Genomic DNA, 24,842 nt, shown 5'->3' with positions numbered 1-24,842 from the left:
GGCGTGCTCTAGACGAACGCGCTGAATCCGGTCACGCCGCGACCGACGATGAGGTTGTTCATCTGCGAGGTGCCCTCGTAGGAGTAGAGCGCCTCCGCGTCGACGAAGTACCTGATGACGTCGTAGTCCAGAAGGATCCCGTTGCCGCCCATGATCTCTCGAGCCCAGCCCACCACCTCGCGCAACCGCGTCGTGCAGTAGGTCTTGCACAGCGCGGCGTGCTCGTCGCGGTAGATGCCCTGATCCTGGAGTTGCGACACCTGCATCGCCAGGCCCAGACACGCGGTGACGTTGCCGGCCATCCGGGCGATCAGGTCGGAGATCAGCTGGAACGACGCGATGGGCTTGCCGAACTGCTCACGCTCCTGCGCATACGCCACCGCCTTCTCGTAGGCGCCGATCATCACGCCGACGGCACTCCACGCGACGCCACCGCGGGTGAGGCGGAGGACCTTGCCGGTGTCGGCGAAGGAGTTGGCGTTCTCGAGCTTGTTGGCGCCGGGCACCCGGCAGTCCTCGAAGTAGAGGTCGGCGTTCTCGACGGCGCGCAGCGAGTACTTGTGTTCGATCTTCTCCGCCCGGAATCCGTCGAAGTCCTTCTCCACGACGAAACCCTTGACCTCGCCGTCCTCCTCGTCCTTCGCGTAGACGATCACGAGGTCGGCGAAGGTGGCGTTACCGATCCATCGCTTGCTGCCGTTCAGGATCCAGTCGTCGCCGTCGCGACGGGCGGTGGTCGACAGTCCGCCGGCAACATCGGAACCACCGTCGGGCTCGGAGAGCCCGAATGCGCCGACGAGTTCCATGCGGCGCATCGCGGGGAGCCAGCGGTCGCGCTGCTCGGCCGATCCCAGGATCGAGATGCTGCTCATCGCGAGGCCGCTGTGCACGCCGAACATCGTCCCGGTGGACGGGTCGACCCGCGCGAACTCCAGACCGAGCCATCCGGTGAGCACCTTGCGGTGCGGTTTGCGCCCGTCGAACTCGTAACCGAGTCCGACGATGTCGAGCTCGGCCAGGCGCGGCAGCAGGTGCCGAGGCGACTCGCCCTTCTCCCAGAACTCGTTCGCCCGCGGCGCCACCTCCTCGGCGAGGAAGCGTCGCACCCGGAGGATGATCTCGCTCTCCTCGTCGGTCAGCGCGGCCTGGTAACCGAACAGGTCGGACGCCAGGTAGCTGGGGGACAGCGGTTCCATCGGTTCATGCGAGCTCATCGGTGAGTCCTCTCCGCGGGCGGGCGGGCCGCATTCGCGATGTCTGCACGTGTCTACGACTCCATTGACGATCGTAATGGGGCGGACGAGGAGGACCGGTGGGACTGCGTGGTTACATCGACCGTGCGTCGGTCGACAGGCCGGTCGCCGAACACCGAGGAGCTGGTTGTGGCCGTTGACCGATTGTTGCCCACCGACGAGGCACGCGAGCTGATCCAGTTGACCAGGGACATCGCGGCCAAGACGCTCGACCCCATCGTCGACGACCACGAGAAACGGGAGCAGTACCCCGACGGTGTGTTCGCGACGCTGGGTGAGGCCGGATTGCTGAGTCTGCCGTATCCCGAGGAGTGGGGTGGCGGCGGTCAGCCGTACGAGGTCTACCTCCAGGTGCTCGAGGAACTCGCCGCGTCGTGGGCCGCGGTCGCGGTCGCGGCGAGCGTGCACGGGCTGGCCTGCTACCCGGTGAGCGCCTTCGGCAGCGACGAGCAGAAGTCGCGATGGCTGCCCGACATGCTCGGCGGCGGCACCATCGGCGCCTACAGCCTGTCCGAACCGCAGGCCGGCTCCGACGCCGCCGCGCTGACGTGTCGAGCTGTCGCGGCCGGGGACCACTACGTCATCGACGGCGCCAAGGCGTGGATCACCCACGGCGGGGTCGCTGACTTCTACAACCTCTTCGCCCGCACCGGTGAGGGCTCGAAGGGGATCTCCTGCTTCCTCGTCCCGTCCGACACACCGAACCTGACCTTCGGCAGGCCCGAGGAGAAGATGGGCCTGCACGCGATCCCCACCACCTCCGCGCACTACGACGGCGCCCACGTCGACGCCGACCGACTGATCGGCGCGGAGGGACAGGGCCTGCAGATCGCGTTCTCGGCGCTCGACTCGGGGCGCCTGGGGATCGCGGCGGTCGCGGTCGGTATCGCGCAGGCCGCTCTCGACGACGCGGTCGCGTACGCGAAGGAACGTTCGACGTTCGGCCGCAAGATCATCGACCATCAGGGTCTCGGGTTCGTGCTCGCCGACATGGCCGCCGCCGTCGACTCCGCGCGGGCGACGTACCTCGACGCCGCCCGGCGGCGTGATGCGGGCCTGCCCTACTCGCGCAACGCGTCGGTCGCAAAACTCATCGCGACCGACGCCGCGATGAATGTGACCACCGACGCCGTTCAGGTCCTCGGTGGGTACGGGTACACCAGGGACTTCCGGGTCGAGCGGTACATGCGTGACGCCAAGGTCACCCAGATCTTCGAGGGGACCAATCAGATCCAACGGCTCGTGATCAGTCGATCGCTGGCCGGCTGAGGAGATGAGCCTTCAGATGCGGCTGGTCGCGGGTGTCATGCGGCTGACCCGCAAACTCCAGATGTCGACGCCCGCTCGCGCGCAACGACGTATCCACGGCCCGAAGGGCTCGGCCGAGCCGACGGCAGCGATCCGCAGCCGTCACACCGTCACGCACTATCGGGAATCGAACTTCGACGTCCATCGCATCGTGCCGAAGGACGGTCGGTGGAGCAGGTCGGTGCTGTACCTGCACGGCGGCGCCTACATCTCCGAGATCGCCCCGCAGCACTACGGTTTCATCAGCAGGCTGGTCGACGCCGGGGTCCGCGTCGACGTCCCGATCTACGGTCTGGCGCCGCAGCACACCGCGGTGCAGGCCTACGACCTCGTCGGGTCGGTGTACCGGCGGTTGCTCACCGACGCGGACCCCTCGCAGATCACGCTGATGGGCGATTCGGCGGGCGCCGGCCTCGCGCTGGGTTTTGTCCAACAGTTGCCGATACCGGACCTGCCCCTTCCGGCACAGGTCGTGCTCGTGTCGCCGTGGCTCGACGCGACGTTGTCCAATCCGGAGATCGCCGCGGTCGAGGAACGCGACCCGTGGCTCAGCTCCGTCGGGCTGCGGGAGGCGGCGCGTGCGTGGGCCGGTGACCTGCCGCTCGACGACCCGCGGGTCAGTCCCATCCGCGGGCCGCTGCGCGGGCTCCCACCGATCGACATCTGGTGCGGTACCCGCGATCTGTTCCTGCCCGACGTACTCGCCCTGACGCGCATGATTGTCGACGGCGGGGGACAGGCGCGACTGACACAGTGCGAGGGAGCCATCCACGTCTACCCGGTCCTGCCGACCCCCGAGGGAAAGGTCGCCACCCGCGAGATAGTGGCTTCGATCGTCGATCCGAGCCGGCGCTGAGCGGGCTCTGATCAGAGGGTGGACAGATCCGGGACGCCCGCCATGCACTCGATGCGCACACCGTCCGGATCGGTCAGATAGACCGCGCCGGTGACCGATCCGCCGGCGCCCTCCATTCGCGAGACGGTGTGACGCTGCGCAGTTCCGCCGTGCTCTTCGGCGAGTTCCCACAGATCGTCGATCGCCTCCACGCGGAAGGCGAGATGGGTGAAACCGAACTGGTTCATCGGGCGCCGTTCGCGCTCGCCCATGCCCTCTGGCGCGGTCCAACGCACCAGTTCCAGCCGCATGTCCGGACGCGCCAGCATCCGCGAGGTGAACTGGCCGTCGATCTCCATCGTCGCGGCGAACTCGGGGCCGAGGTCCATCGTGAAGAGCTCACGGAAGCCGAGCACGTTGACGTAGAACGCCGTCGATCGGTCGAGATCGGAGCAGCAGATCCCGATGTGTGACCACGATTGGATCGCCATGTCATCCGCCTCTCGCAGTGAACGTCCCGAGGTATGTGTCTATCACCGCGGTGGAGCCGACCGAGTACCTTTCGGTGAGCAGGTGCTCTCCGAGGTGTCGGCTCATGACTGATCGACGGGAAGGCGGGTGGTCGTGTCGAACCGCTATGCGCGCCTCATGTTCGGTCACGGCGCACTCGAGCGGCAAAGGGTCGACGGCAGCTACGAGGTGTACGGGGCGACCACCGAACGTGACGACGACGGGCCGGATCATCTCGACGAGCGGGAGATCGCGCTGCTGGTCGGCGTGTTCCAGTTCCATCTGGCGACGGTCACGGCCGGCGGCCACCCGTACATCCAGTACCGCAGTGGTCCGCGCGGGTTCCTGCACCATCTGGGCGACAACACCATCGGCTTCGCCGACTTCCACGGCAACGCCCAGTTCGTGTCGGTCGGCAACATCGACGACAACGGCCGGATCGCGATGTTCGTGGCGGACTACCCCCGCAAGATCCGACTCAAACTGTTCGGTCGCGCGCGGGTCGTCGACGCGGCGGATGACCCGGATCTGTTGGAGCGGCTGATGACTGTCGGTGACAGCCGGATCGCGGCCCGGGCCGAGCGCAGCATCATCATCACGATCGAGGCGTTCGACTGGAACTGTTCGCGAAGCCTGGTCCCGCAGTACGACCGCGACTACGTGCGTGACCTCAACCAGGCGCACGCCGCCGAGACGGCCGAGTTGCGCTCCCGGATCGCCGACCTCGAGCGACAGATCACCGAGTCCTGAGGGCTCCGTCCAGTTGTCGCAACTGGATGGCCGTGTCCAGGGCGAGGCGATGCCAGGCGTGTCGCGGATCGCGGCCGGTCAACTCCCGGGCGCGACGTAGTCGGTACCGCAACGTCTGCGGGTGCACGTGCAGCTCCGCGGCGGCCGCCGTCGCGGTGCCGGTCGAGATGAACGCCCGCACACCGTCGAGCAGGTGCGAGTTGGAAGGATCGCGCAGCGGGCCGAGCACCGATGACACGACCGCATCGGTGTCGGCCGTCGCGCGCGCGGTCAGGAGCACGAGCAGCTGACAGTCCCCGTCGTCGAGCAACTCCCGGTCCGCGAACGCGTGTCCCGGTGCGGTGTCGAGTCCGTCGCAGGCCAACCGGTAGGTGGCGGCGACGTCGGCGATCGGCCGTCCCGGCATCAGGCAGCCACGCAGATCGGATGCGGCGCAGACGGTGTCGAGAACGGCGCGGTCGACCGGGCCGGACAGCAGCAGGATTCCCCGGGTCCCGCGCCTCGTGCACAGGTGGGCGCGCGGCGCGGGGTCGGATTGGTCGGTGTGCGGCGACGCGCCGAGCGCTCGGAGGATCGTGTCGAGGTCGTCGTCGGACACCGAATCCGCAGGGTCGGTTGCGGCGACGATCAGCAGCCGTGGGCGTCCGGCGAGGACGAGATCGAGTTGCCGACTACGGTCGGCGATCGCACCGGACGAGTTCTGTCGACCGGCGAGGAGATCGTCGAGGAACGCGGCCTGCGCCTGTCCGCGATCAGAGGTCAGACGATCGCGGTACGCGGTGTAGGCGTCGATGATCGCCTCGGAGACCGCGTCGAGGGTGCGGAGCACCAGCAGGCTGAGGTCGGCGACGTCGGCCGGTTCCAGCTCGTCGAGGTGGTGGTCGACGACGTGCCGCACGAACACGTCGGCCGCGACGCGATAGGCGCGCAGGATGTCGGTCAGCGGCCGTCCGTCGGCGGCGCGAGCGGTGCCTATCGCGCGGAACGCGGGACGGTCCCGTTCGATGTCGCCGTCATCGATCCACAGTTCGAGCAACCGGTGCAGGGATGCCCTCGCGATGTTCTCGACCTCGTCGAGTTGTGGACCCCGCAGGTCGCGATAGGCGGGAATCGCCTCCCGCACGGCATCGACCGACCGGGCGACGAGCACGGGCAGTTCGTCCTTTAGTCGTGTGACGGTGCGTCCACGTGCGGTGCTCATCGTCGTTCCCGTCTCGGATTCATCACCGGGTGACAAACCGGATGGTGGAGAACGCGCTGATCATTGCGTCAGGTTGTCATCCACGACACTCTCTCACGAGAGGTCGAAGTCGCGATAAGGAGAGAACGTGAACGCAGATGTGATCGTGGTCGGTGCGGGTCTGGCGGGTCTGGTCGCCACCGCCGAGTTGGCCGATGCGGGCAAGCGAGTGCTGCTCCTCGATCAGGAGCCGGCCGCGAACCTGGGCGGTCAGGCGTTCTGGTCCCTCGGCGGGCTGTTCATGATCGACACCCCGGAGCAGCGACGCATGGGCATCAAGGACTCGCCCGAACTCGCCTGGCAGGACTGGCTCGGCAGTGCGACCTTCGATCGCGGCATCGACGACCCGTCCGGCGAGGACTACTGGGGCTGTCGGTGGGCCGAGGCCTACGTGCACTTCGCCGCCGGCGAGAAACGCTCGTGGTTGCACGCCCAGGGCGTGCGGTGGGTACCGATCGTGGGATGGGCCGAGCGCGGCGGTTATCTGGCCGAGGGGCACGGCAACTCGGTTCCGCGTTTCCATCTCACGTGGGGGACCGGGCCGGGTGTCGTCGCGCCCTTCGAACGGCGGGTGCGTGCGGCGGCCGACCGCGGGCTCGTGACCTTCGCCTTCCGCCACCGTGTGGACGAGCTCGTCGTGTCCGGCGGCGCGGTGACCGGCGTGCGCGGCGCGGTGCTCGAGCCCAGCGGTGCCGTCCGCGGGAGCAGGAGCTCACGCGTGGTCACCGGGGACTTCGACCTGTCGGCGTCGGCCGTGCTCGTGACGGCCGGCGGAATCGGTGCGAATCACGAACTGGTGCGTGCCAACTGGCCCGAGCGTCTCGGGACGGCGCCGGCGTCGATGATCTCCGGGGTGCCCGAACACGTCGACGGTCGCATGCTCGGGATCAGCGCCACCGCGGGCGCCCGGCTGGTCAACCGTGACCGCATGTGGCACTACACCGAGGGCATCAAGAACTGGGATCCGATCTGGGCGAACCACGGGATCCGCATCATCCCGGGACCGTCGTCGATGTGGTTCGACGCCCGCGGGCAACGGTTTCCGGTGCCCAACTTCCCCGGCTTCGACACTCTCGGGACGTTGAAAGCCATCCAGGACACCGGGTTCGACTACTCGTGGTTCGTCCTCACGCAGAAGATCGTGGAGAAGGAGTTCGCGTTGTCGGGGTCGGAGCAGAACCCCGACATCACCGGCAAGGACCTCAAGCTGGTCCTGAGTCGAGTGCTGCCGGGTGCGAGCGGACCCGTCGAGGCGTTCAAGGAGCACGGCGAGGACTTCGTCGTCGCCGACACGCTGACCGAGCTCGTCGACGGCATGAACCGGATCACCGGGACCGAGCTGATCGTCCACGACGACCTCCGCCGCCAGATCGTGGCCAGGGACCGCGAGATCGACAACCCGTTCACCAAGGACCTGCAGATCTCGGCGATCCACAACTCGCGTCGGTCACGGGGGGAGCGGATCGCGCGGACGGCGGCTCCGCACAAGATCCTCGACCCCAAGGCCGGTCCGTTGATCGCGGTTCGACTCAACATCGTCACCCGCAAGACGCTCGGCGGACTCCAGACCGACCTGGCCGGTCGGGTGCAGAACGCAGAGCAGTCCGCGGTTCCCGGCCTGTGGGCCGCCGGTGAGATCGCCGGTTTCGGTGGTGGCGGGGTGCACGGCTACCGATCGCTTGAGGGGACATTCCTCGGTGGTTGCCTGTTCGGCGGACGACAGGCCGGACGGGCTCTGGCCGCAGAGGTGTGAGTCACGGACGTGCGCTCGTCACGCGGCGAGATAGCGCTCGATCCTGATCGAGTTCGTCGGGTAGCCGGCGTCGACGAGCCACTCACCGAGCATCTCGACGAATTCCTCGGCGCCGCACAGGTAGATCAGGGGACGACTCTCCACCGGGATCACCGAGGCCAGGAACTCGTCGTGGGTGATCCGGCCCGCCGGCCGGGCCGAGTCGGCTGGAGCCGATCGCGTGTAGAACCAGTCGATCGGCAGCCGTCGGTGTGCGGTGAGCGCGGCGAACTCGTCGCGGTAGTAGACGTGTTCGGGAGAACGGGCCGTGTACAGCAGACGGAACGTGGCGTCCGGGGCCGCGGTCTCCCGCAGGCGCACCATCGCCATCAACGGGGCGATGCCGGAACCACCCGCCACCAACTGGATCGGCCGTGCGGCGCCGGGCGTCGGCGGCGACCACACGAAGTGCCCACCGATCGGCCCGGCGATCTCGACTTGCTCCCCGACCTCGAGATCGCGCACCAGGAACGGCGACACCTCGCCGTCGTCGAGTTCCTCGACGCTGACCGCGACGGTGTCACCCTCGCGGACGTCGGACAGCGAATACGACCGCGACGCCGAGTAGCCGTCGGGTGCGGTCAATCTGATGTCGATGTGCTGACCCGCCTGCGCGCCGGGAAAGCCCGGGATCGACAACCACAGCGACCGTGCGGTGGGGGTCTCCATGATGGCGGCCGTCACCGTGGCCACCTGCCACGTCGTCACCGACCGAACCCCTCACGCATAGCGCTGCTCCTGCCAGGGGTCGCCGTACATGTGATAGCCGTTGGCCTCCCAGAAGCCGGGCTCGTCCTGGGTCAGCAGGTGCAGCTCGTTGACCCATTTCGCGCTCTTCCAGAAATACAGGTGCGGCACGAGAAGTCGTGCGGGCCCGCCGTGTTCGGGATGTAGAGGTTTTCCGTCGAAGGTGTGGGCGATCATCGCCTTACCGTCGACGAGGTCGGCCAACGGAACGTTCGTCGTATACCCGCCGTAGGCGTGCGCCATCACATGGCTGACGGATGACAGGTCGGCGCCTGCGGCGTCGAGGAGGGTGTCGATGGAGACGCCGGTCCACGCCGTGCCGAGCTTCGACCACCGGGTGACGCAGTGGATGTCCACCACGATCTTCTGCTGGGGTAGCGCAATGAACTCCGGCCACGTCCACCGGTGGCCCTGCCCATCCGGTGTGGTGAGGGAGAACGACCACCGGTCGGTGACCACCCGAGGGGTGGCGCCGGTGGCGAGCACCGGGAAGTCGGTGGTCAGGTACTGGCCCGGAGGAAGGGGCGGCCCGTCGCGACGTTTGCCCCGGAACCGACTGTTGATGACACCCATCGGCCCATTATCGACCGCCGGTGACCTCGACGCGCAGCCGAGGCGACCGATCGTCTAGCGGGAGCGGTGGTCGAGGAGGAGTTGCTGCCAATCGCCCGGCACGCGATCGCCCGGTCCCGGCGTCGGCTGCGCGCTCGGGTGTTCATGCGGTGGGGCCAGCACCGGTCCGGTGAACATGCCGTCGGTCCGGTAGTCGAAGAACCAGCTCTCCCCGGGTTCGAAGCTCTGCACTATCGGATGGCCCGTGCTCGTCGCGTGTGCGGTGGCATGCCCGTTGAGCGAGTCGTCGCAACAACCGATGTGGCCGCACAGCGCGCACCGCCGCAGATGGAACCACCAGCTGCCGTCGGTCTCACAGTCCAGGCACCCGGTTCCGCTCGGGGCGACCTGCGCGTCGATGCCGTCCATGTCGGTCATGACGTCGATCGTGGCACAGGAAGTCTCGTGATGAGCGACGTACGAGCCACTATTATGTCCGAATCGACGGCCTGAACCCTGACTGCACCAGACGATCTGCATCGACGAGACGGAGAACCTCAGACCATGGCCACGCGAACGGCTAGGACCACGCCCGATCCCCACGTCGCCGACACCCACGACCTGATCCGAGTGCACGGTGCACGCGTCAACAACCTCAAGGACATCAGCGTCGAGATCCCCAAACGCCGTCTGACGGTGTTCACCGGGGTGTCGGGGTCGGGTAAGAGTTCGCTCGTGTTCAGCACCATCGCCGCCGAGTCGCAGCGCATGATCAACGAGACCTACAGCGCCTTCCTGCAGGGCTTCATGCCCACCCTCGCGCGACCCGAGGTCGATCTGATGGACGGGCTGACGACGGCTATCATCGTCGACCAGCAGCGGATGGGTGGTGATCCGCGGTCGACGGTCGGCACGGCCACCGACGCCAACTCTTTGCTGCGCATCCTGTTCAGCCGTCTCGGGACGCCGTATATCGGTTCCGCTCAGGCCTTCTCGTTCAACGTCGGGTCTGCCAGTGGCGCAGGTGCCGCGACCGTCTCGAAGGGAGGCCGCGACGTCAAGGTACGCAAGACGTTCACCATCACCGGTGGAATGTGTCCCCGATGTGAGGGCCGCGGATCGGTCAGCGACATCGATCTCACCCAGCTCTACGACGCCGAGAAGTCGCTCAACGACGGTGCCCTGACGATTCCCGGCTACACGATGGACGGTTGGTACGGACGGATCTTCAGCGGGTGCGGGTTCTTCGACCCCGACAAGCCGATCAAGGACTTCACCAAGAGACAGCTCGACGACCTCCTCCACAAGGAACCGACGAAGATCAAGGTCGAGGGCATCAACCTGACCTACGAGGGGCTGATCCCGAAGATCCAGAAGTCGATGCTGTCGAAGGACGTCGAGTCCCTGCAACCGCATATCCGCGCGTTCGTGGAGCGTGCCACGAACTTTCAGACCTGTCCGGACTGCGACGGGACACGCCTCACGGAGGGCGCTCGATCGTCGAAGATCAACGGCATCAACATCGCGGACGCCTGCGCGATGCAGATCAACGACCTCGCCGAGTGGGTGCGTGGACTCGACGAACCGTCGGTGGCGCCGCTGCTCACCACCCTGCGGCAGACCCTGGACTCGTTCGTCGAGATCGGGCTGGGGTACCTGTCGCTCGACCGCCCGTCGGGAACGCTGTCCGGCGGCGAGGCGCAGCGCACCAAGATGATCCGTCATCTCGGATCGTCGCTGACCGACGTCACCTATGTCTTCGACGAACCGACCATCGGACTCCACCCGCACGACATCGCGCGGATGAACGACCTGCTGTTGCGTCTGCGCGACAAGGGCAACACCGTGCTCGTCGTCGAGCACAAGCCCGAGGCCATCGTCATCGCCGATCACATCGTCGACCTGGGACCGCGTGCGGGATCCGACGGCGGACAGGTGATGTTCGAGGGCACCGTCGAGGGCCTCCGGGCCAGCGGCACGCTGACCGGAACGCATCTCGACGATCGGGCGACCCTGAAGTCGACGCTGCGCACGGCGACCACGGTCCTCGAGGTGCGCGGCGCCGACTCCCACAACCTGCGCGACGTCGACGTCGACATCCCCCTGGGCGTCCTGGTGGTCCTGACCGGCGTGGCGGGCTCGGGAAAGAGTTCGCTGATCCACGGGTCGGTCACCGGACTCGACGGCGTGATCGCGGTCGACCAGACCCCCATCAAGGGGTCCCGACGCAGCAACCCCGCGACCTACACCGGACTGCTCGAACCCATCCGCAAGGCGTTCGCGAAAGAGAACGGCGTCAAACCGGCACTGTTCAGCGCCAATTCGGAAGGGGCCTGCCCGACGTGCAACGGCAACGGCGTCATCTACTCCGACCTCGCGATGATGGCCGGCGTCGCCACGCCGTGCGAGGTGTGCGAGGGCAAGCGATTCCAGGCCTCGGTGCTCGAATACACGTTGGGCGGCAGCAACATCAGCGAGGTCCTGGGGATGTCGGCCGCCGAGGCCGAGGTGTTCTTCGGCGACGGTCCGGCGCCCCTGCCGGCGGCGCACAAGATACTGGAGCGCCTCGTCGACGTCGGCCTCGGCTACATCAAGCTGGGTCAGCCCCTCACGGCGTTGTCCGGCGGGGAACGCCAGCGCATCAAGCTGGCCACCCAGATGGCGGGCAAGGGCGAGGTCTACGTGTTGGACGAGCCGACGACCGGCCTGCACCTCGCCGATGTGGAGAACCTCCTCGGACTGCTCGACCGCCTGGTCGACTCCGGTAAGTCGGTGATCGTCATCGAGCACCACCAGGCGGTGATGGCCCACGCGGACTGGATCATCGACCTCGGTCCCGGGGCCGGTCACGACGGCGGACAGGTGGTCTTCGAGGGCACGCCGGCCGACCTGGTGCGGGCCCGGTCGACGCTCACCGGCGAACACCTGGCGACCTACGTCGACGGCTGAACGATCCCCGATCGGGCGCTGCACATGGTTGACTTCCGGTATGCGCAAGATGCTCGTGGTGGTCGTCCTGGTCGCGGCGTGGCTGGTCTCCGGGGCGGTGCCTGCGAGTGCAGCGCAGCCGTCCTGGGACGGCCAGTACTCGTTGAAGCGGTTCGCCGCCTCGAAGTACGGGACGAGTCTGGCGGCCCGGCAGGGCGAGCCCGACTTCTCCGACGTCTACACGTTCACCACGGAGTGCAGGTCCGGCACGCCGTGTGTGTCGACGGTCAGCGGTGGCCCGGCTCCGAAGAACCCGACGTTGCCGCAGCCGGCCAGGTATGTGTTCAACGGCACGAGCTGGGTTCACGTCTACGACTGGGAGTGGGATTGCTATCAGGGCCCGGATCGGGCCAAGGTCTGGGCGCCCGCGAGGTCGGTGGCGACCTACACGAAACAGGCCGACGGCAGCTATGCGGGAGTGTGGCGCACCGACATCGACGGCGGTCCGTGCGACGGCTACGTGGAGATGCGGGTGGCGGCGTACCCGGTCGATCAGACGCCGGTTCGTTTCGGTAGCTGAGCTCGCTCAGCTCGCGGGAGGCTCCCAGAGCTCGATCGCGTTGCCCTCGGGATCATGGACGCGTGCGAACCGGCCGGTCTCGGGTGAGTTCCACTCGGGGTCTTCGATGATCGCGACACCGGCGTCGGACAGGTGCACCAGCAGGTCGTCGAGGTCGCTGACGCGGAGATTGATCATGAACTGTTTGTCCGAAGCCCAGTAGTCGGTGGTCGAGCCGAACGGCGCAAAGACCAGCGGACCGCCTGTCACCTGCCACGACCACTCGTCCGGCGGGCCTCCGCCATCGGCGACGCAACCGGCGCCGACGCCCAGGAGATCGCGATACCAGACGGTCAACGCATCGGGATCCTGCGCTCGAAAGAAGATGCCGCCCACTCCCAGCACCGGCATGTGCAGCTCCTCGTCCGTTCGATGAATCGTCGACGTGTCGGGTGTCGTTGGCAAGTGTAGGAAGAAGCGATGAGCATTCGATTCGGAATCGGAACCGGCGCAGACCTCGACCCCGCTGATCTGCCGGGTCTGGTGGATCGACTCGAGGCCGACGGTGTCGACTCCCTGTGGTTCTCCGAGCTCGTCTACTCGCGGGCGGTCGACCCGTTCGTCGGTATGGCCTACGCGGCATCACGCACGGAGAAGTTGAAGGTGGGGACGTCGGTGGCAATCCTGCCCGGACGTCATCCGGTCCTGGTCGCGAAGCAGTTGCTCTCGCTGGCCGCGCTCGCCCCGAGACGGGTGCTACCGGTGTTCGGTCTGCAGGCCGGCAACCCGAAGGAGCGTGAGCTCTTTCCCGTGAACGGGCGGCGCGGCGAGGTGTTCGACGAGTCCCTGCGGCTGCTGCGTGCGGTGCTGGCCGACGACGACATCGACTTCGCGGGTGACCATTTCGATGTGACCGGCGCTGCTGTCCGGCAGGGTCACTCAGGTTCGGTGGACGTCTGGCTCGGCGGCCGGGTGCCCGCGGCCTACCGGCGGATCGGGGCTCTCGGCGATGGGTGGCTCGGTAGCTTCGTCACGCCCGCCGAGGCCGCGGCCGGGGTCGCTGAGATCAACGCCGCGGCCGCCGCATCGGGACGGCAGATCGACGACGACCACTTCGGCATCACCATCTTGGTGGCCGACGGTGCCGATCCCGACGAACTGACGGCTCGGGCAGGCAGCAGACGGCCCGAGGTCGACGCGCGGGAGCTGGTTGCGACCGGATGGCCTGCGCTGCATCGGATGATCGACGACTACATCCAGGCCGGACTGAGCAAGTTCGTGATCATTCCCGCCTCAGGCGGCATGACGTCCTTCGTGGACCGCTTCGTCGACGAACTCCTCCCGCGCCAGACCTGACCTCGAGCAGTCGACTTCGGCCAACCGGCGTTGTTCCGAGGCGGTGCGCACGGGATGATCGTCGTCGTGACCCCACACGACACACCCGAACCCGACGACCGCCCAGTCGGATCGGTCGACGCACGATTCACCCTCGCCGCCGAGCGCACCGTGTTGGCCTGGATCCGGACGTCGTTGGGTCTGATCGCAGCAGGTGTCGCGGTATTGCACGTCATCGACCGGTTCGGCGAACCCGGGACCCGGCAGGCGCTGGGCGTCACGTTGATCGCCGTGGGCGCACTGACCGCGGTGCTGGGTGGGTGGCGGTGGCGTCGGACGTCCATTGCGTTGCGTAGTGGTGGCGACATGCCCGGCGGCGGCGGTGTGTGGGTGGTGATCACCGCGATCGTGGTGATCGCGGCCGCATTCGCCGTGATCAGTCTGATCGGCGCATCGGGCTGACTCCGTCCCCGCGTCGGAACTGTCAGTGCGTAGGCGCGGCCTCGGGGTCGGAGCTGACGTGGCGGCGGGAGAGTTCCCGCAGCGCGCGGAACACCCGCTTCGACGACTCCGCCCACGGCATGAGGATCGGGAAGACATGGAACATGCCGCGTTCCTCCATCGCGTACACGGTCACCCCCGCGGTCGTCAGGGCGTCGACGAACTGGCGGATGCCGTCGCGGAACATCTCGTCCTCGCCCCAGCAGACGAACGTCGGCGGGAACCACTCCGGTTGTGGCTTGGCGTAGATGGCCGAGACCCGCTCGTCGTTGGGCTGGACACCTTGCAGGTACGGGCTGACCGGCACGTTCCACGGCAGGATGTCGTGCTGGGCGTTGGTGGTGATCGACGGGTGGTTGAGGTCGAGATCGACCTCGGGTGAGAACAGCATCACCGCGGCCGGGCGTGGCATGTCGTGATCGTGGAGGTAGGAGACCAGCGAGGTGGCCAGTCCACCGCCGCCGGAATCGCCGGCCACGATGAGATGGTCGGCGTCGATGCCGCGCTCGAGCAGTCCCTCGTAGACGTCGGCGGCGTCGTGCACACCGGCCGGGAACGGGAACTCCGGGGCCATCCGGTAGTCGGCGATGAATATCTCGTAGCCCGTGATCCGCACCAGCGACGCCGCGAACGCGGAGTACATGATGGGCGAGGTGCCGATGTATCCGCCGCCGTGCAGGTAGAGCACGGTGGCCGCGATAGTCTCCTTGTCATCGGGGTCGTCGACGAACTCGTCTGAGCTGGCCTTGGCGCGACACCACAGACCCTCGACACCGCCGATGATGTCCTTGGTCAGTTCCACACCGTCGACGAGTCCGATGAACGGCGGCATCACGACGCGACAGATGTCGTCGAGGATCTTCTCCATCGAGCGGAACTCCTCGATCGGCAATCCCATCGAGTAGCCCATGAACGATCGGATGGCCTGGCGGGTGACGGATTGTCCGATGTTGTCGAGCAGACCGCTCGGGCCCTGCCACGGACGACGGAACGGCACCCGCGCCAGACCGTTGAGCATGCTCTCGGCCAGTCCGACCATCGCCAGTGCCGTCAGGGGCGCGGATGCGGTCTCCACTTCGGGTCGATCAGCCATCACCATGTCCTCGATCCTAGGTGCCGTCGTCGTCCCGGTCGGCCCGGCGAGCACCCCGTCGGAAACGAGGCGGTCGCCGCACGTGTGACCATGGATCATGGCCTTCGACGTCGTCGCTGTTCGTGAGCAGTTTCCCGCCCTGAAGTCAGGTATCGCGCATTTCGACGGTCCGGGCGGCACTCAGACACCGTCGGTGGTGGCCGACGCCATCACCCGCACCCTGTTGGCGCCGTTGTCCAACCGGGGTCCGTTGGTCGCCAGTGAGCGCAACGCCGAGAAGGTCGTCGAGGAGTTTCGTCTCGCGTTCTCCGATCTGCTGGGAGTGTCGCCTCGTGGAATCGTCATCGGACGCAGTGCAACCCAGATCGCCTACGACGTCTCCCGCATGTTGGCGAAGTCGTGGGGTCCCGGCGACGAGATCGTCGTGAGCCGACTCGACCACGACTCCAACGTCCGGCCGTGGGTGCAGGCGGCCGAGGCGGTCGGGGCGAGGATCGTCTGGCTCCCGCTCGACGCGGCCACCGCGGGTCTCGACCTGTCGGGCCTCGACTCCGTCATCACCGACCGGACCCGCCTCGTCGCGGTCACGGCGGCGTCGAACCTGCTGGGCACCAAGCCGCCCGTTGCGCGCATCGCCCGACGGGCTCACGCGGTCGGTGCTCTTGTCTACGTCGACGGCGTCCATCACGCGGCGCACTCGTCGGTCGATGTCGGGGCGCTGGGCGCCGATTTCTTCACCTGCTCGCCCTACAAGTTCTTCGGGCCACACTGCGGTGTCCTGGCCGCAGATCCGGAGTTGCTCGAGTCCCTGCACCCGGACAAGTTGATCCCGTCGACGAACCGCGTTCCCGAACGGTTCGAACTCGGCACCCTCCCGTACGAGATCATGGCGGGTGCGACCGCGGCGGTGGACTTCATCGCCGGCATCGGAACGGACGCCGGCTCGCGGCGCGAGCGACTCATTGCCGCCCACCATCTCATCGACGAGCACGAGGTCCGGTTGCGAGGGCGCGTCGAGGACGGCTTCGCCCGCTTCGGAGATCGCGTCAGGTGTCACTCGGTGGCGGAGGAGCGGACACCCACGCTCTTCTTCACCTTCGATGGCGTCGATGCCACGGAGGTCTACCGATTCCTCGCCGCGCGCCATGTCCTGGCGCCGGCAGGCAGCTTCTATGCACACGAAGCGATCCGCGCGTTGAACACCGGCACCGACACCGGCCTGCGAGTGGGACTGGCGGCCTACAACGACGACACGGACATCGATCGGCTTCTCACCGGCGTAGACGAATACCTACGGGCAAACTGAAGCGGCGATATGCGCGGCACCCTTGCGAAGGTGGTTACCTCGGCGAATGATCGACGCTATGGAACGGACGATCGTCAGATGTGACTCGGGTGCGTTCTACTCGACGATCTGGATACCGCTGGTCTCCTTCAAAGCGATCCGCTTCGGGTCGGCGCGGTTCCAGAGGTGTCCCGTGCACCGCCGGTGGGAACGCGCGGTACAGGTCGACGTCGCGGCGTTGACCTATGACGAGCGTCGCCAGGCAAAATCGACCGTGGACATCGGGATCCCTTAGGGGCCCAGACGGATACGGTGGTGCAACCGGACCGCTGACGAGGCAATGGAGGGCAGTCCCGATGCTGTTGGACGGAATCAATCATGTCGCGCTGATCTCGGGGGACGTCGACAAGCTCGGTTCGTTCTATCGCGAGGTGTTCGAGGCAGAGGTCGGTCCGACGACGCCGCACGGCGACGACGGCGGGGAGACGATGACGGTGATCAGGATCGGGCCGCACACCGAGCTCAATGTGTTCACCATCGAGGGCAACGATCAGGCCGACCGGCAGACGCCCATGTGGGGACGTGGACGGCTCGATCATCTCGGATTGCAGGCCGCGTCCCGGGATGCATTCGAGACGATCCGCGGGCGACTCGTCGAACACGGGGCGAGCGACGGGGCGGTCAACGACTTCGGAGGCGTGCTCAGCATGTTCTTCCGCGACCCGGACGGACTCGAGGGTGAGGTGCTCATCCCGACCGGATAGTCCGCGTCACCGCTCAGTTCTCGGCTCCGTCGTGGTCATACCCGTGACAGCCCACCAGGAGAAGAGGTGACCCGTGTTCGATCTCGGACCGGCGACAGTGGAGATGGCTCGATTGATCGAAGGGGTGCAGAACGGCCAACTCGACCGTCCGACCCCCTGTGAGGACTGGACGGTGGGGGAGTTGCTCGCCCATGTCCACCAGTTCACGAGCGTTTTCGCCGACAACGCGCGTAAGAACACCATCCGGCCTCCGGACCATCTCGTCGATGACTGGCGGGTTGCGATCCCCGGCGCGCTCGATGATCTCGCCGCGGGCTGGCGCGAACCGAGCGCGTGGGATGGGCAGGTCTCGGCGGGGGGCATCGAGATGTCGGCTGCGGACAACGCGATCGTCGCGATCGAGGAACTGACCGTCCACGCATGGGATCTGTCCCGCGCCACCGGCCAGACCTTGAACGTCGAGGACTCGACCCTGGATCGGGTCGAGCAGTTCTTCGTACTGTTCTCCCCGGACGCGAACTCGGACGAGGGGCCGTTCGGCCCTGTCGCCGCGGCGCCCGAGGATGCCGACCGGCTCGACCACGTCATCGCCAGGACCGGGCGCAATCCGCGCTGGACCTGATCCGGCGCGCGTCGAAGGTGTGAAGATGTGGGAATGCGTGCACTGGGATCGTTGCGGCGGGTTCGTCACCTCAACTGTGGGACGTTCCGGGCGCGACTCGGAGGGCCCGCGTTGGTCAGCCATGTCGTCGTCTGCGAGTTCGAGCACGGGCTGGCCCTGATCGACAGCGGGCTGGGAACCGACGATGTCGCCCACGCGAACTCGAGGCTCGGCGTCGGATTCCGACTCCTTCTGCCCACGCTCGATCCCGCCGAGGCGGCTGTCACCCAACTCGACGCCATGGGCTTCTCGGCCGCCGACGTCGCGCACATCGTGCTGACGCACATGGACCTCGACCACCTTGGTGGCGCAGCTGATTTCCCCTCGGCGACCGTGCACACGTCGGCCGTCGAACAATCCTCGGCCACGACCCGGACCGACGCCGCGGCCAAGGTCCGGTACCGCGCGCCGCAACTGAGGGCGGTCAAGAACCGGACCTCGGGGTACTCCGATTTCCCGGACGAACTGTTCGGGTTCGCCGGGCACATGGTGCACGACTCCGTCTGCGCCATACCGATGCCCGGACACACCGCCGGCCACTGTGCCATCGCGATCGACGATCCGCAGCGTGGATGGTTGCTCCACGCCGGTGACGCGTTCCATCACCGTCGGGCCATCACCGGTCAGTCATCGGGTCGGTCGATCTCGATGGTGGAAACTGCTCTGGCTGACGATCGACGGCAACTGCGCGAGAACCAACGAAGGCTTGCGGACCTGGCCGCACGAACCGCAGGGCCCCAGATCTTCTGTGCCCACGATCCTGTTCAGTTCAGGGCGTTGGCCGACTCGGCGCGGTAGCCGCAACGGGCCACGCCGCCAAGATCGCGCGGGTCGCGGGCGATCGCGGGTTGACGCGAACCGTGCACCCCGCGGGTCACACCGATCCGCGGCAGTCGTTCTGGTCCGCGGCACCTGCAGGTGCCGCATCCGGGGACAGCTGCCGCGGCTCTGGTCCTCTCACTGTGTTCGGCGATTGCCGACCACGGCCGTCCAGGCGGCGGACCGGCTCCGACAGTCAGCCGATGAATCTGTCGACATGCTGCCACAACTGTTCGGCGGCAACAGGATCGAACTCATCCACGAGATCGACATCGGTGAACAGGTGTCCGCGGCCCGGGTATCGGAAGTACTCGGCAGAGGCGCCCGCATCGGTGACCGATCGCATCACCGATTCCACGGAGCCGTCCTTCTTGAACGGATCGTCGTCCGAGTAGTGAATCTGCACCGGCACACGATCCGGCCAATGATCTGCGCCCAGCATCTCGAGCGGAAGTGCCCCCGAACAGAGGATTGCCCGGCTGACCCGACGGTGCAGTGCGACGTGGGTGGCCATCCCACCGCCGTTCGAGAACCCCAGCGCCACAAAACCGTCGGACAGTCCCTCCACGCCGTCGAGCGCACGCCGCATCAGCTCGGGAAAACCGATGTCCGCGACGAAGGCGCCGGCGATCTCGTAGTCGTCGAACGACCGGCCGTCGTACTGGTCGACCACGCTCACGTCGTGGCCGGTGTCGCGCAGGCGTTGCGCGGCATCGTCGATCCCGCGGCGGATGCCCAGAACTGAATGGAAAACTGCGACCTCGGCCATGGCTACTCCCTCGATGCCGGAGCCCGTTGCTCCGTGCATCAAGAGCATCTCCCGAATTGCGGACGACAACGGTCCTGATTCGACACCTCGCCCGTTCCGGGTTTCTGAGGCCTCGACGGCCACGGTCTTGTTTGATGAGCAGGTACACCCCGGGAGAAGAGGCATCACATGAGGTTGACGACGGCACTGGCCGCACTGGCGGCCACGGTCCTGGTCATGGCGGGGTGTGCCGACTCCGACTCCAGGCAGCCCGACTCTGCGACTGCGTACCCGAGCGGCCCGGTGACCATGTCCGCCGGCGCCGGACCCGGCAGTGGTTTCGACCTGACGATCCGTGCGGTGGTCGACGCCCTGCGCGCCGACAAGATCGTGACCGTCGGTTTGCCCGTGCAGAACAAGCCCGGCGGCGCCGGAGCTGATCTGCTCGCGACCATGGTCCGCGATCACCGCGGTGCCGACGACCAGATCGCGGTGACGTCGCTGTCGATGATGCTCAACCAACTCGAGGGCAGATCTCCGTACGGCTACGCCGACGTCACCATGATCGCGCGTCTGATGACCGAGTACTTCGTCGTCGTCACCGGGTCGGCGTCGCCGTCGGCGAATCTCGGCGAGGTGATGGCGGCGATCAAGGCGGATCCGTCGAGCGTGCGCGTCGGTGCCGCGGCCGATGACCAGGCACCGTTCGACCTGCTGGTGTCCGCTACCGGGGGCGACCCGTCGAAAGTCCGATACATCGACGTCGAGGGCGGTGCCGATCAGACCGCTGCACTACGCAACGACACCGTCGATGTCGCTATCGGTGGCGTCAGCGAATTCGCCGGTGCGGTGCGCGATCGAACGCTTCGTGCGCTGGGCGTGCTCGCCGAGAACCGTGTGCCCGGTCTCGATGCGCCCACAGCGCGCGAGCAGGGTCTCGATGTGACGCTCTCGAACTGGCGGGGCCTGTACGGACCGCCGGACATGCCCGCCTCCGCGGTCGACTACTGGCGCAACGCGCTCGGCGACATGGTGAAATCTCCCGCGTGGATCGCGATCGCGCAGCGCAGTCAGTTCACCACCACGTTCTCCACGGGTGACGACTTGCAGAAGTTCCTGGCGAACACCCAGTCCGACGTGAAGACGGCGCTGGACGCGCAAAAGTGACGATGACGGCCGGTGCCGCTGGTCAGACCCCACCGACACTGGAACGGTGCAGCGCTTTCATCTCGTCGACGAAGGTTTCGACAGGACCCTCCACCTGAACCCCGGGGGCGACGGCGTTGATCGGCAGCCCTGCCACCGGTGAGTCCGGGGCGTCCCATTCCGACCGCCACGTTCCGAGCTGGGCCGACGACACCGCATAGACAATTCGTCCCAAACCCACCCAGGCGTGCGCGGCCGCACACATCGGGCAGTGCTCACCGGAGGTGTACACCGACGCGGTCGCACGTTCGTCGGGGGAGAGGTGCTGCACCGCCCATTCCACGATCGTCAGCTCCGGATGTCGGGTGCTGTCACCGCCACTGATCCGGTTGCGATCCTCGACGAGTCGACGGCCCGCGCTGTCCACGAGGACGGAGCCGAAGGGTTCGTCACCCGCCGTGAGCGCCTCGCGCGCCAACTCGACACAGCGCTGCAGATGAATGATGTCGTTGCCGGATACCGCCATCGCCGAAGAATAGGCAACGCGGCGGCGAGGGGTGCGCGGGCCGTCGGTGACGGCGATCACAGATACAGTGACGAGGAGATCCGCAGATTCCCCATCATCGACTCAGAGACGAGTGATCCCAGTGTCAGAGACAACCGGTTCCGGCGTAGACGTCGCGAACAGCCCCGACTCCACCGGGCACGTCACCGTCGACCGGGCCCTGGTGGACCTGGGCGCGGGCGAGAAGGCCTGGGGGTCGCTGACCCTGTCCGATCGCCGGGCTCTGCTCGAGCAGGTTCGCGATCTCACCGCGCGCCATGCGAAGGAATGGGTCGCCGCCGCGACGACGATCAAGAAGCTCGATCCCGGGTCGCCACTGGTCGGAGAGGAGTGGATCTCGGGTCCCTACGCATTCGCCGGCGGCGCGGCCACACTGGCGCACAGCCTCACCGCGCTCGAGTCCGGTTCCAGCCCGATCGCCGGAGCCACCTTCGGGTCCGCACCGGGCGGTCGCACCACGGTGCGCGTACTACCTCTGGGCATCTTCGACTCGTTGTTGCTCAACGGTTTCAGCGCCGACGTGTGGCTGCAGCCGGGCGTCGATCCCGCCCGGGCCAAGCAGGCCGCCGGTCTCGCGCAACTCGACCCCACGCACACCCACGGCATCGGCGTCGTGCTGGGTGCGGGCAACATCATGTCGATCGCCCCGCTCGACACGCTCTACGAGCTGTTCGCCCACAACCGTGTGGTCGCCCTTAAGCTGAACCCGATCACCGATCCGATGCTCCCGGTACTCACCAAAGTCCTCGCACCGCTCATCGATGTCGGTGCGGTGCGGCTACTGACCGGCGGGGCGGAACTGGGCACGTACCTCGTCAATCACGACGCCGTCGACCACGTCCACATGACCGGCAGCTCGATCACCCACGACACCATCGTCTTCGGGCCCGGCGAGAAAGGTGCGGCCCGCCGCGCCGCGAACGAACCCCTGCTGAACAAGCCCATGACCAGCGAACTCGGTGGTGTGTCGCCTACGATTATTCTCCCCGGCGAGTGGAGCAAGGCCGACATCGAGTACCAGGCCGAACACGTTGCCACACAGCGCCTGCACAACGGCGGCTACAACTGCGTCGCATCGCAGGTCGTCGTGCTGTCGTCGGAGTGGAAGCAGCGCGACCAGTTCGTCGCGGCGTTGCGCACCGCACTGGACAAGGCCCCCGGCCGCGCCCCGTACTACCCGGGCAGTGACAACCGCGTCGGCGCGGCAATGACGAGTTACCCCGCCGCCGACCGGCTCGAGAGCGGGCGAGTGCTCATCCACGACATCGACCCCGGCCAGGAGGTCGACCTGCTGCAGACGGAGTACTTCGCGCCGGTACTCGGCGTCATCGAGTTGCCCTACGGCGGTGAGCAGTTCGCCGGCGAGGCTGTGCGGACGGTCAACTCCGACTTCGTGGGAACGCTCGGCATCAACATCGTGGCCCACCCCAAGACGATCCGCGGGTTGGGTTCGAGGTTCGACGAGTTGGTGGCCGAGTTGAACTATGGGACTGTCGCCGTCAACGCGTGGACCGGCGTCGGGTTCCTGACCGCGGGCGCCACCTGGGGCGCGTTCCCCGGCCACACCATCGACGACATCCAGAGCGGGATGGGCATCGTGCACAACGCGTTGCTCATCGACGACGCCGAGCGCACCGTGGTCCGCGGCCCGTTCCGCCCGTCGCCGCGGTCGATCATCAACCGTGAATGGGCCATCTCGCCCAAGCCGCCATGGTTCGTCACCAACCGGACCGCAGCCACCACCGGGCGGCTGCTCACGGCGTTCGCCGCCAAGCCGTCCTGGACCAAGCTGCCCGCCATCTTCGCCTCCGCTCTGCGCGGATAGACAAGGAAACCCATGCCGAACACCCTGTCCGCTGATTACGTCGTCGTCGGCGCCGGCTCCTCGGGCGCCGTTCTCGCCAACCGGCTCAGTGCGGATCCCAACAACTCCGTCGTCGTGCTCGAAGCCGGCCCGGAGGACAAGAACAAATTCGCCCACATCCCCGCGGCGTTCTCCAAGCTGTTCCGCAGCGACGTCGACTGGAACTACGACACCGAGGCGCAGCCGGAGTTGCGTGACCGCACCATCTTCTGGCCGCGCGGAAAAATGCTCGGCGGCTCGTCGTCGATGAACGCGATGATGTGGGTCCGCGGTTTCGCCGCCGACTACGACGAGTGGGCATCGCTGTCCGACTCGACGTGGTCGTTCGACAACGTGGTCCCGTACTTCCAGAAGATCGAGAGCATCGAGGAGACCACCGCGCTCGACGCGGGAACCACCGGACCCCTCGTGGTGTCGAACCAGCGCAGCCCACGCCGGCTGACCGCCTCGTTCCTCGAGGCCGTTCGCGAGGCCGGCTACCCGGTGGAGCAGGCGAATCTGGCCGAGCCCAAGGGTTTCTCGCAGACCATGGTCAATCAGAAGCGCGGCGCGCGGTGGAGCACGGCCGACGCCTACCTCAAGCCGATCCGCAAGCGCCCCAACCTCACGATCGTCACCGAGGCCCAGGCGACACGAGTGGTGTTCGAGGGCTCGGCGGCGGTCGGGGTGGAGTACCTGAAGGACGGCACGCTGCACACCGTGCGTGCCGGGACCGAGGTGATTCTCGCCGGCGGTGCGGTCAATTCACCGCAACTGCTGATGCTCTCGGGCATCGGCGACCAGTCGGAGTTGGCCGAGCACGGGATCGGCGTGCGGCATCACGCCCCCGAGGTAGGCAAGAACCTGATGGACCACCTGTGCTCCCTGATCGGCTGGCAGACCGAGTCGGACTCGCTGTTCCATGCCGAGAAGATCCCCGAGTTGGTGAACTACCTGACCCGTCGTCGCGGCATGCTGACGTCGAATGTCGCCGAGGCCTACGGCTTCATCAAGACCCGTGACGAGGTGCCGTTCCCGGACGTGGAACTCATCTACGCCCCCGCCCCCTTCTTCGATGAGGGCCTCATCGCGCCTGATGCGCACGCCGCGGTCATCGGGGCCGTGTTGCTCAAGCCCGAGAGTCGGGGAGAGATCACACTGCGCTCGGCCGACCCGACCGCCAAGCCCATCGTCGATCCGCGCTACCTGTCCGACGCCGGCGGCGTCGACCGACGCGCCATGATCGAGGGCCTGCGCGCCTGCATGAACATCGCGACCCAGCCGTCGCTGAAGGAGTTCCTCGGAGACGTCGTCCGCCCGAAGGTCGCGGCCGACATCTCCACCGAGGACCTCCTGACCGAAGCCCTCGAACGCAACGCCCACACGCTGTACCACCCGGTCAGCACCTGCCGGATGGGCAGCGACGCAACCAGTGTCGTCGATCCGCAGTTGCGGGTGCGCGGTGTCGACAGGTTGCGCGTCGCCGACGCGTCGATCATGCCGACCATCATCCGAGGGCACACCCACGCCCCGAGCGTGGTCATCGGCGAGAAGGCCGCCGACCTCATCCTCGGCGCGAACTAGACCCGCACCGAGGGCCCGGGCCGA

Annotated in this window: 26 protein-coding genes; 16 read left to right on the top strand and 10 right to left on the bottom strand. The window is 67.1% G+C overall.

Going from position 1 to position 24,842, the window contains the following annotated elements:
* Positions 1-8: 8 nt before the first annotated feature.
* The gene (locus IEV93_RS21890) at positions 9-1,214 is read right to left on the bottom strand and encodes an acyl-CoA dehydrogenase family protein (RefSeq protein ID WP_188492966.1); all 1,206 of its coding nucleotides are present in this window, start codon (positions 1,212-1,214) and stop codon (positions 9-11) included.
* 168 nt (positions 1,215-1,382) lie between these two features.
* On the opposite strand from IEV93_RS21890, the gene IEV93_RS21885 reads away from it, so the two are divergent.
* Both IEV93_RS21885 and IEV93_RS21880 read left to right on the top strand, forming a co-directional pair.
* Complete coding sequence (locus tag IEV93_RS21885) at positions 1,383-2,522, top strand: acyl-CoA dehydrogenase family protein (protein WP_188492964.1); 1,140 nt, start codon at positions 1,383-1,385, stop codon at positions 2,520-2,522.
* 4 nt (positions 2,523-2,526) lie between these two features.
* Entirely contained in the window at positions 2,527-3,417 is an 891-nt protein-coding gene (locus IEV93_RS21880) for an alpha/beta hydrolase fold domain-containing protein (protein WP_188492962.1), read from the top strand.
* 11 nt (positions 3,418-3,428) lie between these two features.
* On the opposite strand, the gene IEV93_RS21875 is transcribed toward IEV93_RS21880, so the two are convergent.
* Positions 3,429-3,887: a VOC family protein gene (locus IEV93_RS21875; protein WP_188492960.1), complete on the bottom strand. Its 459-nt coding sequence runs from the start codon at positions 3,885-3,887 to the stop codon at positions 3,429-3,431.
* Positions 3,888-4,020: 133 nt separating this feature from the next.
* Between IEV93_RS21875 and IEV93_RS21870 the strand changes: the two genes are divergently transcribed.
* The gene (locus tag IEV93_RS21870; RefSeq protein ID WP_229705395.1) at positions 4,021-4,656 is read left to right on the top strand and encodes a pyridoxamine 5'-phosphate oxidase family protein; all 636 of its coding nucleotides are present in this window, start codon (positions 4,021-4,023) and stop codon (positions 4,654-4,656) included.
* Here the strand turns inward: IEV93_RS21870 and IEV93_RS21865 are convergent.
* Positions 4,643-5,857 carry a PucR family transcriptional regulator gene (locus IEV93_RS21865; protein WP_188492957.1) on the bottom strand — a complete coding sequence of 405 codons (1,215 nt, stop codon included), beginning with the start codon at positions 5,855-5,857 and terminating at the stop codon, positions 4,643-4,645. The two genes, IEV93_RS21870 and IEV93_RS21865, sit on opposite strands and share 14 nt — an antisense overlap.
* 127 nt (positions 5,858-5,984) lie before the next feature.
* Between IEV93_RS21865 and IEV93_RS21860 the strand changes: the two genes are divergently transcribed.
* On the top strand, positions 5,985-7,649 hold the full coding sequence (locus IEV93_RS21860; RefSeq protein ID WP_188492955.1) for an FAD-binding dehydrogenase: 1,665 nt from the start codon (positions 5,985-5,987) through the stop codon (positions 7,647-7,649).
* An 18-nt stretch (positions 7,650-7,667) separates the two neighbouring features.
* Here IEV93_RS21860 and IEV93_RS21855 read toward each other — a convergent pair whose 3' ends face one another.
* Genes IEV93_RS21855 through IEV93_RS21845 form a run of 3 tightly spaced genes read right to left on the bottom strand, consistent with a single transcriptional unit; the run spans position 7,668 to position 9,425 of the window.
* On the bottom strand, positions 7,668-8,396 hold the full coding sequence (locus tag IEV93_RS21855; RefSeq protein ID WP_188492953.1) for an FAD-binding oxidoreductase: 729 nt from the start codon (positions 8,394-8,396) through the stop codon (positions 7,668-7,670).
* 12 nt (positions 8,397-8,408) lie between these two features.
* Positions 8,409-9,008 carry a sulfite oxidase-like oxidoreductase gene (locus IEV93_RS21850; RefSeq protein WP_188492951.1) on the bottom strand — a complete coding sequence of 200 codons (600 nt, stop codon included), beginning with the start codon at positions 9,006-9,008 and terminating at the stop codon, positions 8,409-8,411.
* A 54-nt stretch (positions 9,009-9,062) separates the two neighbouring features.
* Positions 9,063-9,425: a UBP-type zinc finger domain-containing protein gene (locus IEV93_RS21845; RefSeq protein WP_188492949.1), complete on the bottom strand. Its 363-nt coding sequence runs from the start codon at positions 9,423-9,425 to the stop codon at positions 9,063-9,065.
* 126 nt (positions 9,426-9,551) lie between these two features.
* On the opposite strand from IEV93_RS21845, the gene IEV93_RS21840 reads away from it, so the two are divergent.
* Positions 9,552-11,936 (top strand): ATP-binding cassette domain-containing protein, encoded by a 2,385-nt coding sequence (locus IEV93_RS21840; RefSeq protein ID WP_188492947.1) that lies wholly within the window; start codon positions 9,552-9,554, stop codon positions 11,934-11,936.
* Between the two features lie 40 nt (positions 11,937-11,976).
* Positions 11,977-12,495, top strand: a complete 519-nt coding sequence (locus tag IEV93_RS21835; protein WP_188492945.1) for an Rv2253 family sensor-like surface protein — start codon at positions 11,977-11,979, stop codon at positions 12,493-12,495.
* A gap of 6 nt (positions 12,496-12,501) precedes the next feature.
* Here IEV93_RS21835 and IEV93_RS21830 read toward each other — a convergent pair whose 3' ends face one another.
* A complete protein-coding gene (locus IEV93_RS21830) occupies positions 12,502-12,885 on the bottom strand; it encodes a VOC family protein (RefSeq protein WP_188492943.1) in 384 nt (127 codons plus the stop codon).
* Positions 12,886-12,954: 69 nt separating this feature from the next.
* Here IEV93_RS21830 and IEV93_RS21825 point away from each other — a divergent pair, with 69 nt between their 5' ends.
* Both IEV93_RS21825 and IEV93_RS21820 read left to right on the top strand, forming a co-directional pair.
* Positions 12,955-13,830: a TIGR03854 family LLM class F420-dependent oxidoreductase gene (locus IEV93_RS21825; RefSeq protein WP_188492941.1), complete on the top strand. Its 876-nt coding sequence runs from the start codon at positions 12,955-12,957 to the stop codon at positions 13,828-13,830.
* Between the two features lie 66 nt (positions 13,831-13,896).
* Positions 13,897-14,271, top strand: a complete 375-nt coding sequence (locus IEV93_RS21820; RefSeq protein ID WP_229705394.1) for a YidH family protein — start codon at positions 13,897-13,899, stop codon at positions 14,269-14,271.
* Positions 14,272-14,293: 22 nt separating this feature from the next.
* On the opposite strand, the gene IEV93_RS21815 is transcribed toward IEV93_RS21820, so the two are convergent.
* On the bottom strand, positions 14,294-15,409 hold the full coding sequence (locus IEV93_RS21815) for an alpha/beta hydrolase (RefSeq protein ID WP_188492937.1): 1,116 nt from the start codon (positions 15,407-15,409) through the stop codon (positions 14,294-14,296).
* 91 nt (positions 15,410-15,500) lie between these two features.
* Here IEV93_RS21815 and IEV93_RS21810 point away from each other — a divergent pair, with 91 nt between their 5' ends.
* The 5 genes from IEV93_RS21810 (at position 15,501) to IEV93_RS21790 (ending at position 18,911) form a co-directional block, all read left to right on the top strand.
* The gene (locus IEV93_RS21810; RefSeq protein WP_188492935.1) at positions 15,501-16,709 is read left to right on the top strand and encodes a cysteine desulfurase-like protein; all 1,209 of its coding nucleotides are present in this window, start codon (positions 15,501-15,503) and stop codon (positions 16,707-16,709) included.
* Between the two features lie 58 nt (positions 16,710-16,767).
* Entirely contained in the window at positions 16,768-16,983 is a 216-nt protein-coding gene (locus tag IEV93_RS21805) for a hypothetical protein (RefSeq protein ID WP_229705393.1), read from the top strand.
* Positions 16,984-17,044: 61 nt separating this feature from the next.
* Positions 17,045-17,452, top strand: a complete 408-nt coding sequence (locus IEV93_RS21800) for a VOC family protein (RefSeq protein WP_188492931.1) — start codon at positions 17,045-17,047, stop codon at positions 17,450-17,452.
* A gap of 73 nt (positions 17,453-17,525) precedes the next feature.
* Positions 17,526-18,074 carry a TIGR03086 family metal-binding protein gene (locus IEV93_RS21795; RefSeq protein ID WP_229705392.1) on the top strand — a complete coding sequence of 183 codons (549 nt, stop codon included), beginning with the start codon at positions 17,526-17,528 and terminating at the stop codon, positions 18,072-18,074.
* Between the two features lie 33 nt (positions 18,075-18,107).
* Positions 18,108-18,911: an MBL fold metallo-hydrolase gene (locus tag IEV93_RS21790; RefSeq protein ID WP_188492929.1), complete on the top strand. Its 804-nt coding sequence runs from the start codon at positions 18,108-18,110 to the stop codon at positions 18,909-18,911.
* 217 nt (positions 18,912-19,128) lie between these two features.
* On the opposite strand, the gene IEV93_RS21785 is transcribed toward IEV93_RS21790, so the two are convergent.
* A complete protein-coding gene (locus IEV93_RS21785; RefSeq protein WP_229705391.1) occupies positions 19,129-19,824 on the bottom strand; it encodes a dienelactone hydrolase family protein in 696 nt (231 codons plus the stop codon).
* A gap of 45 nt (positions 19,825-19,869) precedes the next feature.
* Here IEV93_RS21785 and IEV93_RS21780 point away from each other — a divergent pair, with 45 nt between their 5' ends.
* Entirely contained in the window at positions 19,870-20,847 is a 978-nt protein-coding gene (locus tag IEV93_RS21780; RefSeq protein ID WP_188492927.1) for a tripartite tricarboxylate transporter substrate binding protein, read from the top strand.
* Between the two features lie 22 nt (positions 20,848-20,869).
* On the opposite strand, the gene IEV93_RS21775 is transcribed toward IEV93_RS21780, so the two are convergent.
* Positions 20,870-21,352, bottom strand: a complete 483-nt coding sequence (locus IEV93_RS21775; protein WP_188492925.1) for a nucleoside deaminase — start codon at positions 21,350-21,352, stop codon at positions 20,870-20,872.
* A 199-nt stretch (positions 21,353-21,551) separates the two neighbouring features.
* Here IEV93_RS21775 and IEV93_RS21770 point away from each other — a divergent pair, with 199 nt between their 5' ends.
* On the top strand, positions 21,552-23,216 hold the full coding sequence (locus IEV93_RS21770; RefSeq protein ID WP_188493321.1) for an aldehyde dehydrogenase family protein: 1,665 nt from the start codon (positions 21,552-21,554) through the stop codon (positions 23,214-23,216).
* A 12-nt stretch (positions 23,217-23,228) separates the two neighbouring features.
* The gene (locus IEV93_RS21765) at positions 23,229-24,818 is read left to right on the top strand and encodes a GMC family oxidoreductase (RefSeq protein ID WP_188492923.1); all 1,590 of its coding nucleotides are present in this window, start codon (positions 23,229-23,231) and stop codon (positions 24,816-24,818) included.
* The last annotated feature ends 24 nt before the right edge of the window (positions 24,819-24,842 follow it).

The sequence above is a fragment of the Williamsia phyllosphaerae genome, from assembly GCF_014635305.1.
In the GTDB taxonomy this organism is placed as follows: domain Bacteria; phylum Actinomycetota; class Actinomycetes; order Mycobacteriales; family Mycobacteriaceae; genus Williamsia_A; species Williamsia_A phyllosphaerae.
Note: the sequence above shows the minus strand (reverse complement) of the source record. Positions and strands in the feature narration are given on the sequence as shown.

Excerpts from the sequence above, each read along its gene's own strand:
- IEV93_RS21890 (WP_188492966.1), bottom strand. The coding sequence starts at position 1,214 with ATGAGCTCGCATGAACCGATGGAACCGCTGTCCCCCAGCTACCTGGCG.
- IEV93_RS21880 (WP_188492962.1), top strand. The coding sequence starts at position 2,527 with ATGAGCCTTCAGATGCGGCTGGTCGCGGGTGTCATGCGGCTGACCCGC.
- IEV93_RS21875 (WP_188492960.1), bottom strand. The coding sequence starts at position 3,887 with ATGGCGATCCAATCGTGGTCACACATCGGGATCTGCTGCTCCGATCTC.
- IEV93_RS21865 (WP_188492957.1), bottom strand. The coding sequence starts at position 5,857 with ATGAGCACCGCACGTGGACGCACCGTCACACGACTAAAGGACGAACTG.
- IEV93_RS21850 (WP_188492951.1), bottom strand. The coding sequence starts at position 9,008 with ATGGGTGTCATCAACAGTCGGTTCCGGGGCAAACGTCGCGACGGGCCG.
- IEV93_RS21845 (WP_188492949.1), bottom strand. The coding sequence starts at position 9,425 with ATGACCGACATGGACGGCATCGACGCGCAGGTCGCCCCGAGCGGAACC.
- IEV93_RS21840 (WP_188492947.1), top strand. The coding sequence starts at position 9,552 with ATGGCCACGCGAACGGCTAGGACCACGCCCGATCCCCACGTCGCCGAC.
- IEV93_RS21835 (WP_188492945.1), top strand. The coding sequence starts at position 11,977 with ATGCGCAAGATGCTCGTGGTGGTCGTCCTGGTCGCGGCGTGGCTGGTC.
- IEV93_RS21830 (WP_188492943.1), bottom strand. The coding sequence starts at position 12,885 with ATGCCGGTGCTGGGAGTGGGCGGCATCTTCTTTCGAGCGCAGGATCCC.
- IEV93_RS21825 (WP_188492941.1), top strand. The coding sequence starts at position 12,955 with ATGAGCATTCGATTCGGAATCGGAACCGGCGCAGACCTCGACCCCGCT.
- IEV93_RS21815 (WP_188492937.1), bottom strand. The coding sequence starts at position 15,409 with ATGGTGATGGCTGATCGACCCGAAGTGGAGACCGCATCCGCGCCCCTG.
- IEV93_RS21810 (WP_188492935.1), top strand. The coding sequence starts at position 15,501 with ATGGCCTTCGACGTCGTCGCTGTTCGTGAGCAGTTTCCCGCCCTGAAG.
- IEV93_RS21805 (WP_229705393.1), top strand. The coding sequence starts at position 16,768 with ATGGAACGGACGATCGTCAGATGTGACTCGGGTGCGTTCTACTCGACG.
- IEV93_RS21800 (WP_188492931.1), top strand. The coding sequence starts at position 17,045 with ATGCTGTTGGACGGAATCAATCATGTCGCGCTGATCTCGGGGGACGTC.
- IEV93_RS21790 (WP_188492929.1), top strand. The coding sequence starts at position 18,108 with ATGCGTGCACTGGGATCGTTGCGGCGGGTTCGTCACCTCAACTGTGGG.
- IEV93_RS21780 (WP_188492927.1), top strand. The coding sequence starts at position 19,870 with ATGAGGTTGACGACGGCACTGGCCGCACTGGCGGCCACGGTCCTGGTC.
- IEV93_RS21775 (WP_188492925.1), bottom strand. The coding sequence starts at position 21,352 with ATGGCGGTATCCGGCAACGACATCATTCATCTGCAGCGCTGTGTCGAG.
- IEV93_RS21765 (WP_188492923.1), top strand. The coding sequence starts at position 23,229 with ATGCCGAACACCCTGTCCGCTGATTACGTCGTCGTCGGCGCCGGCTCC.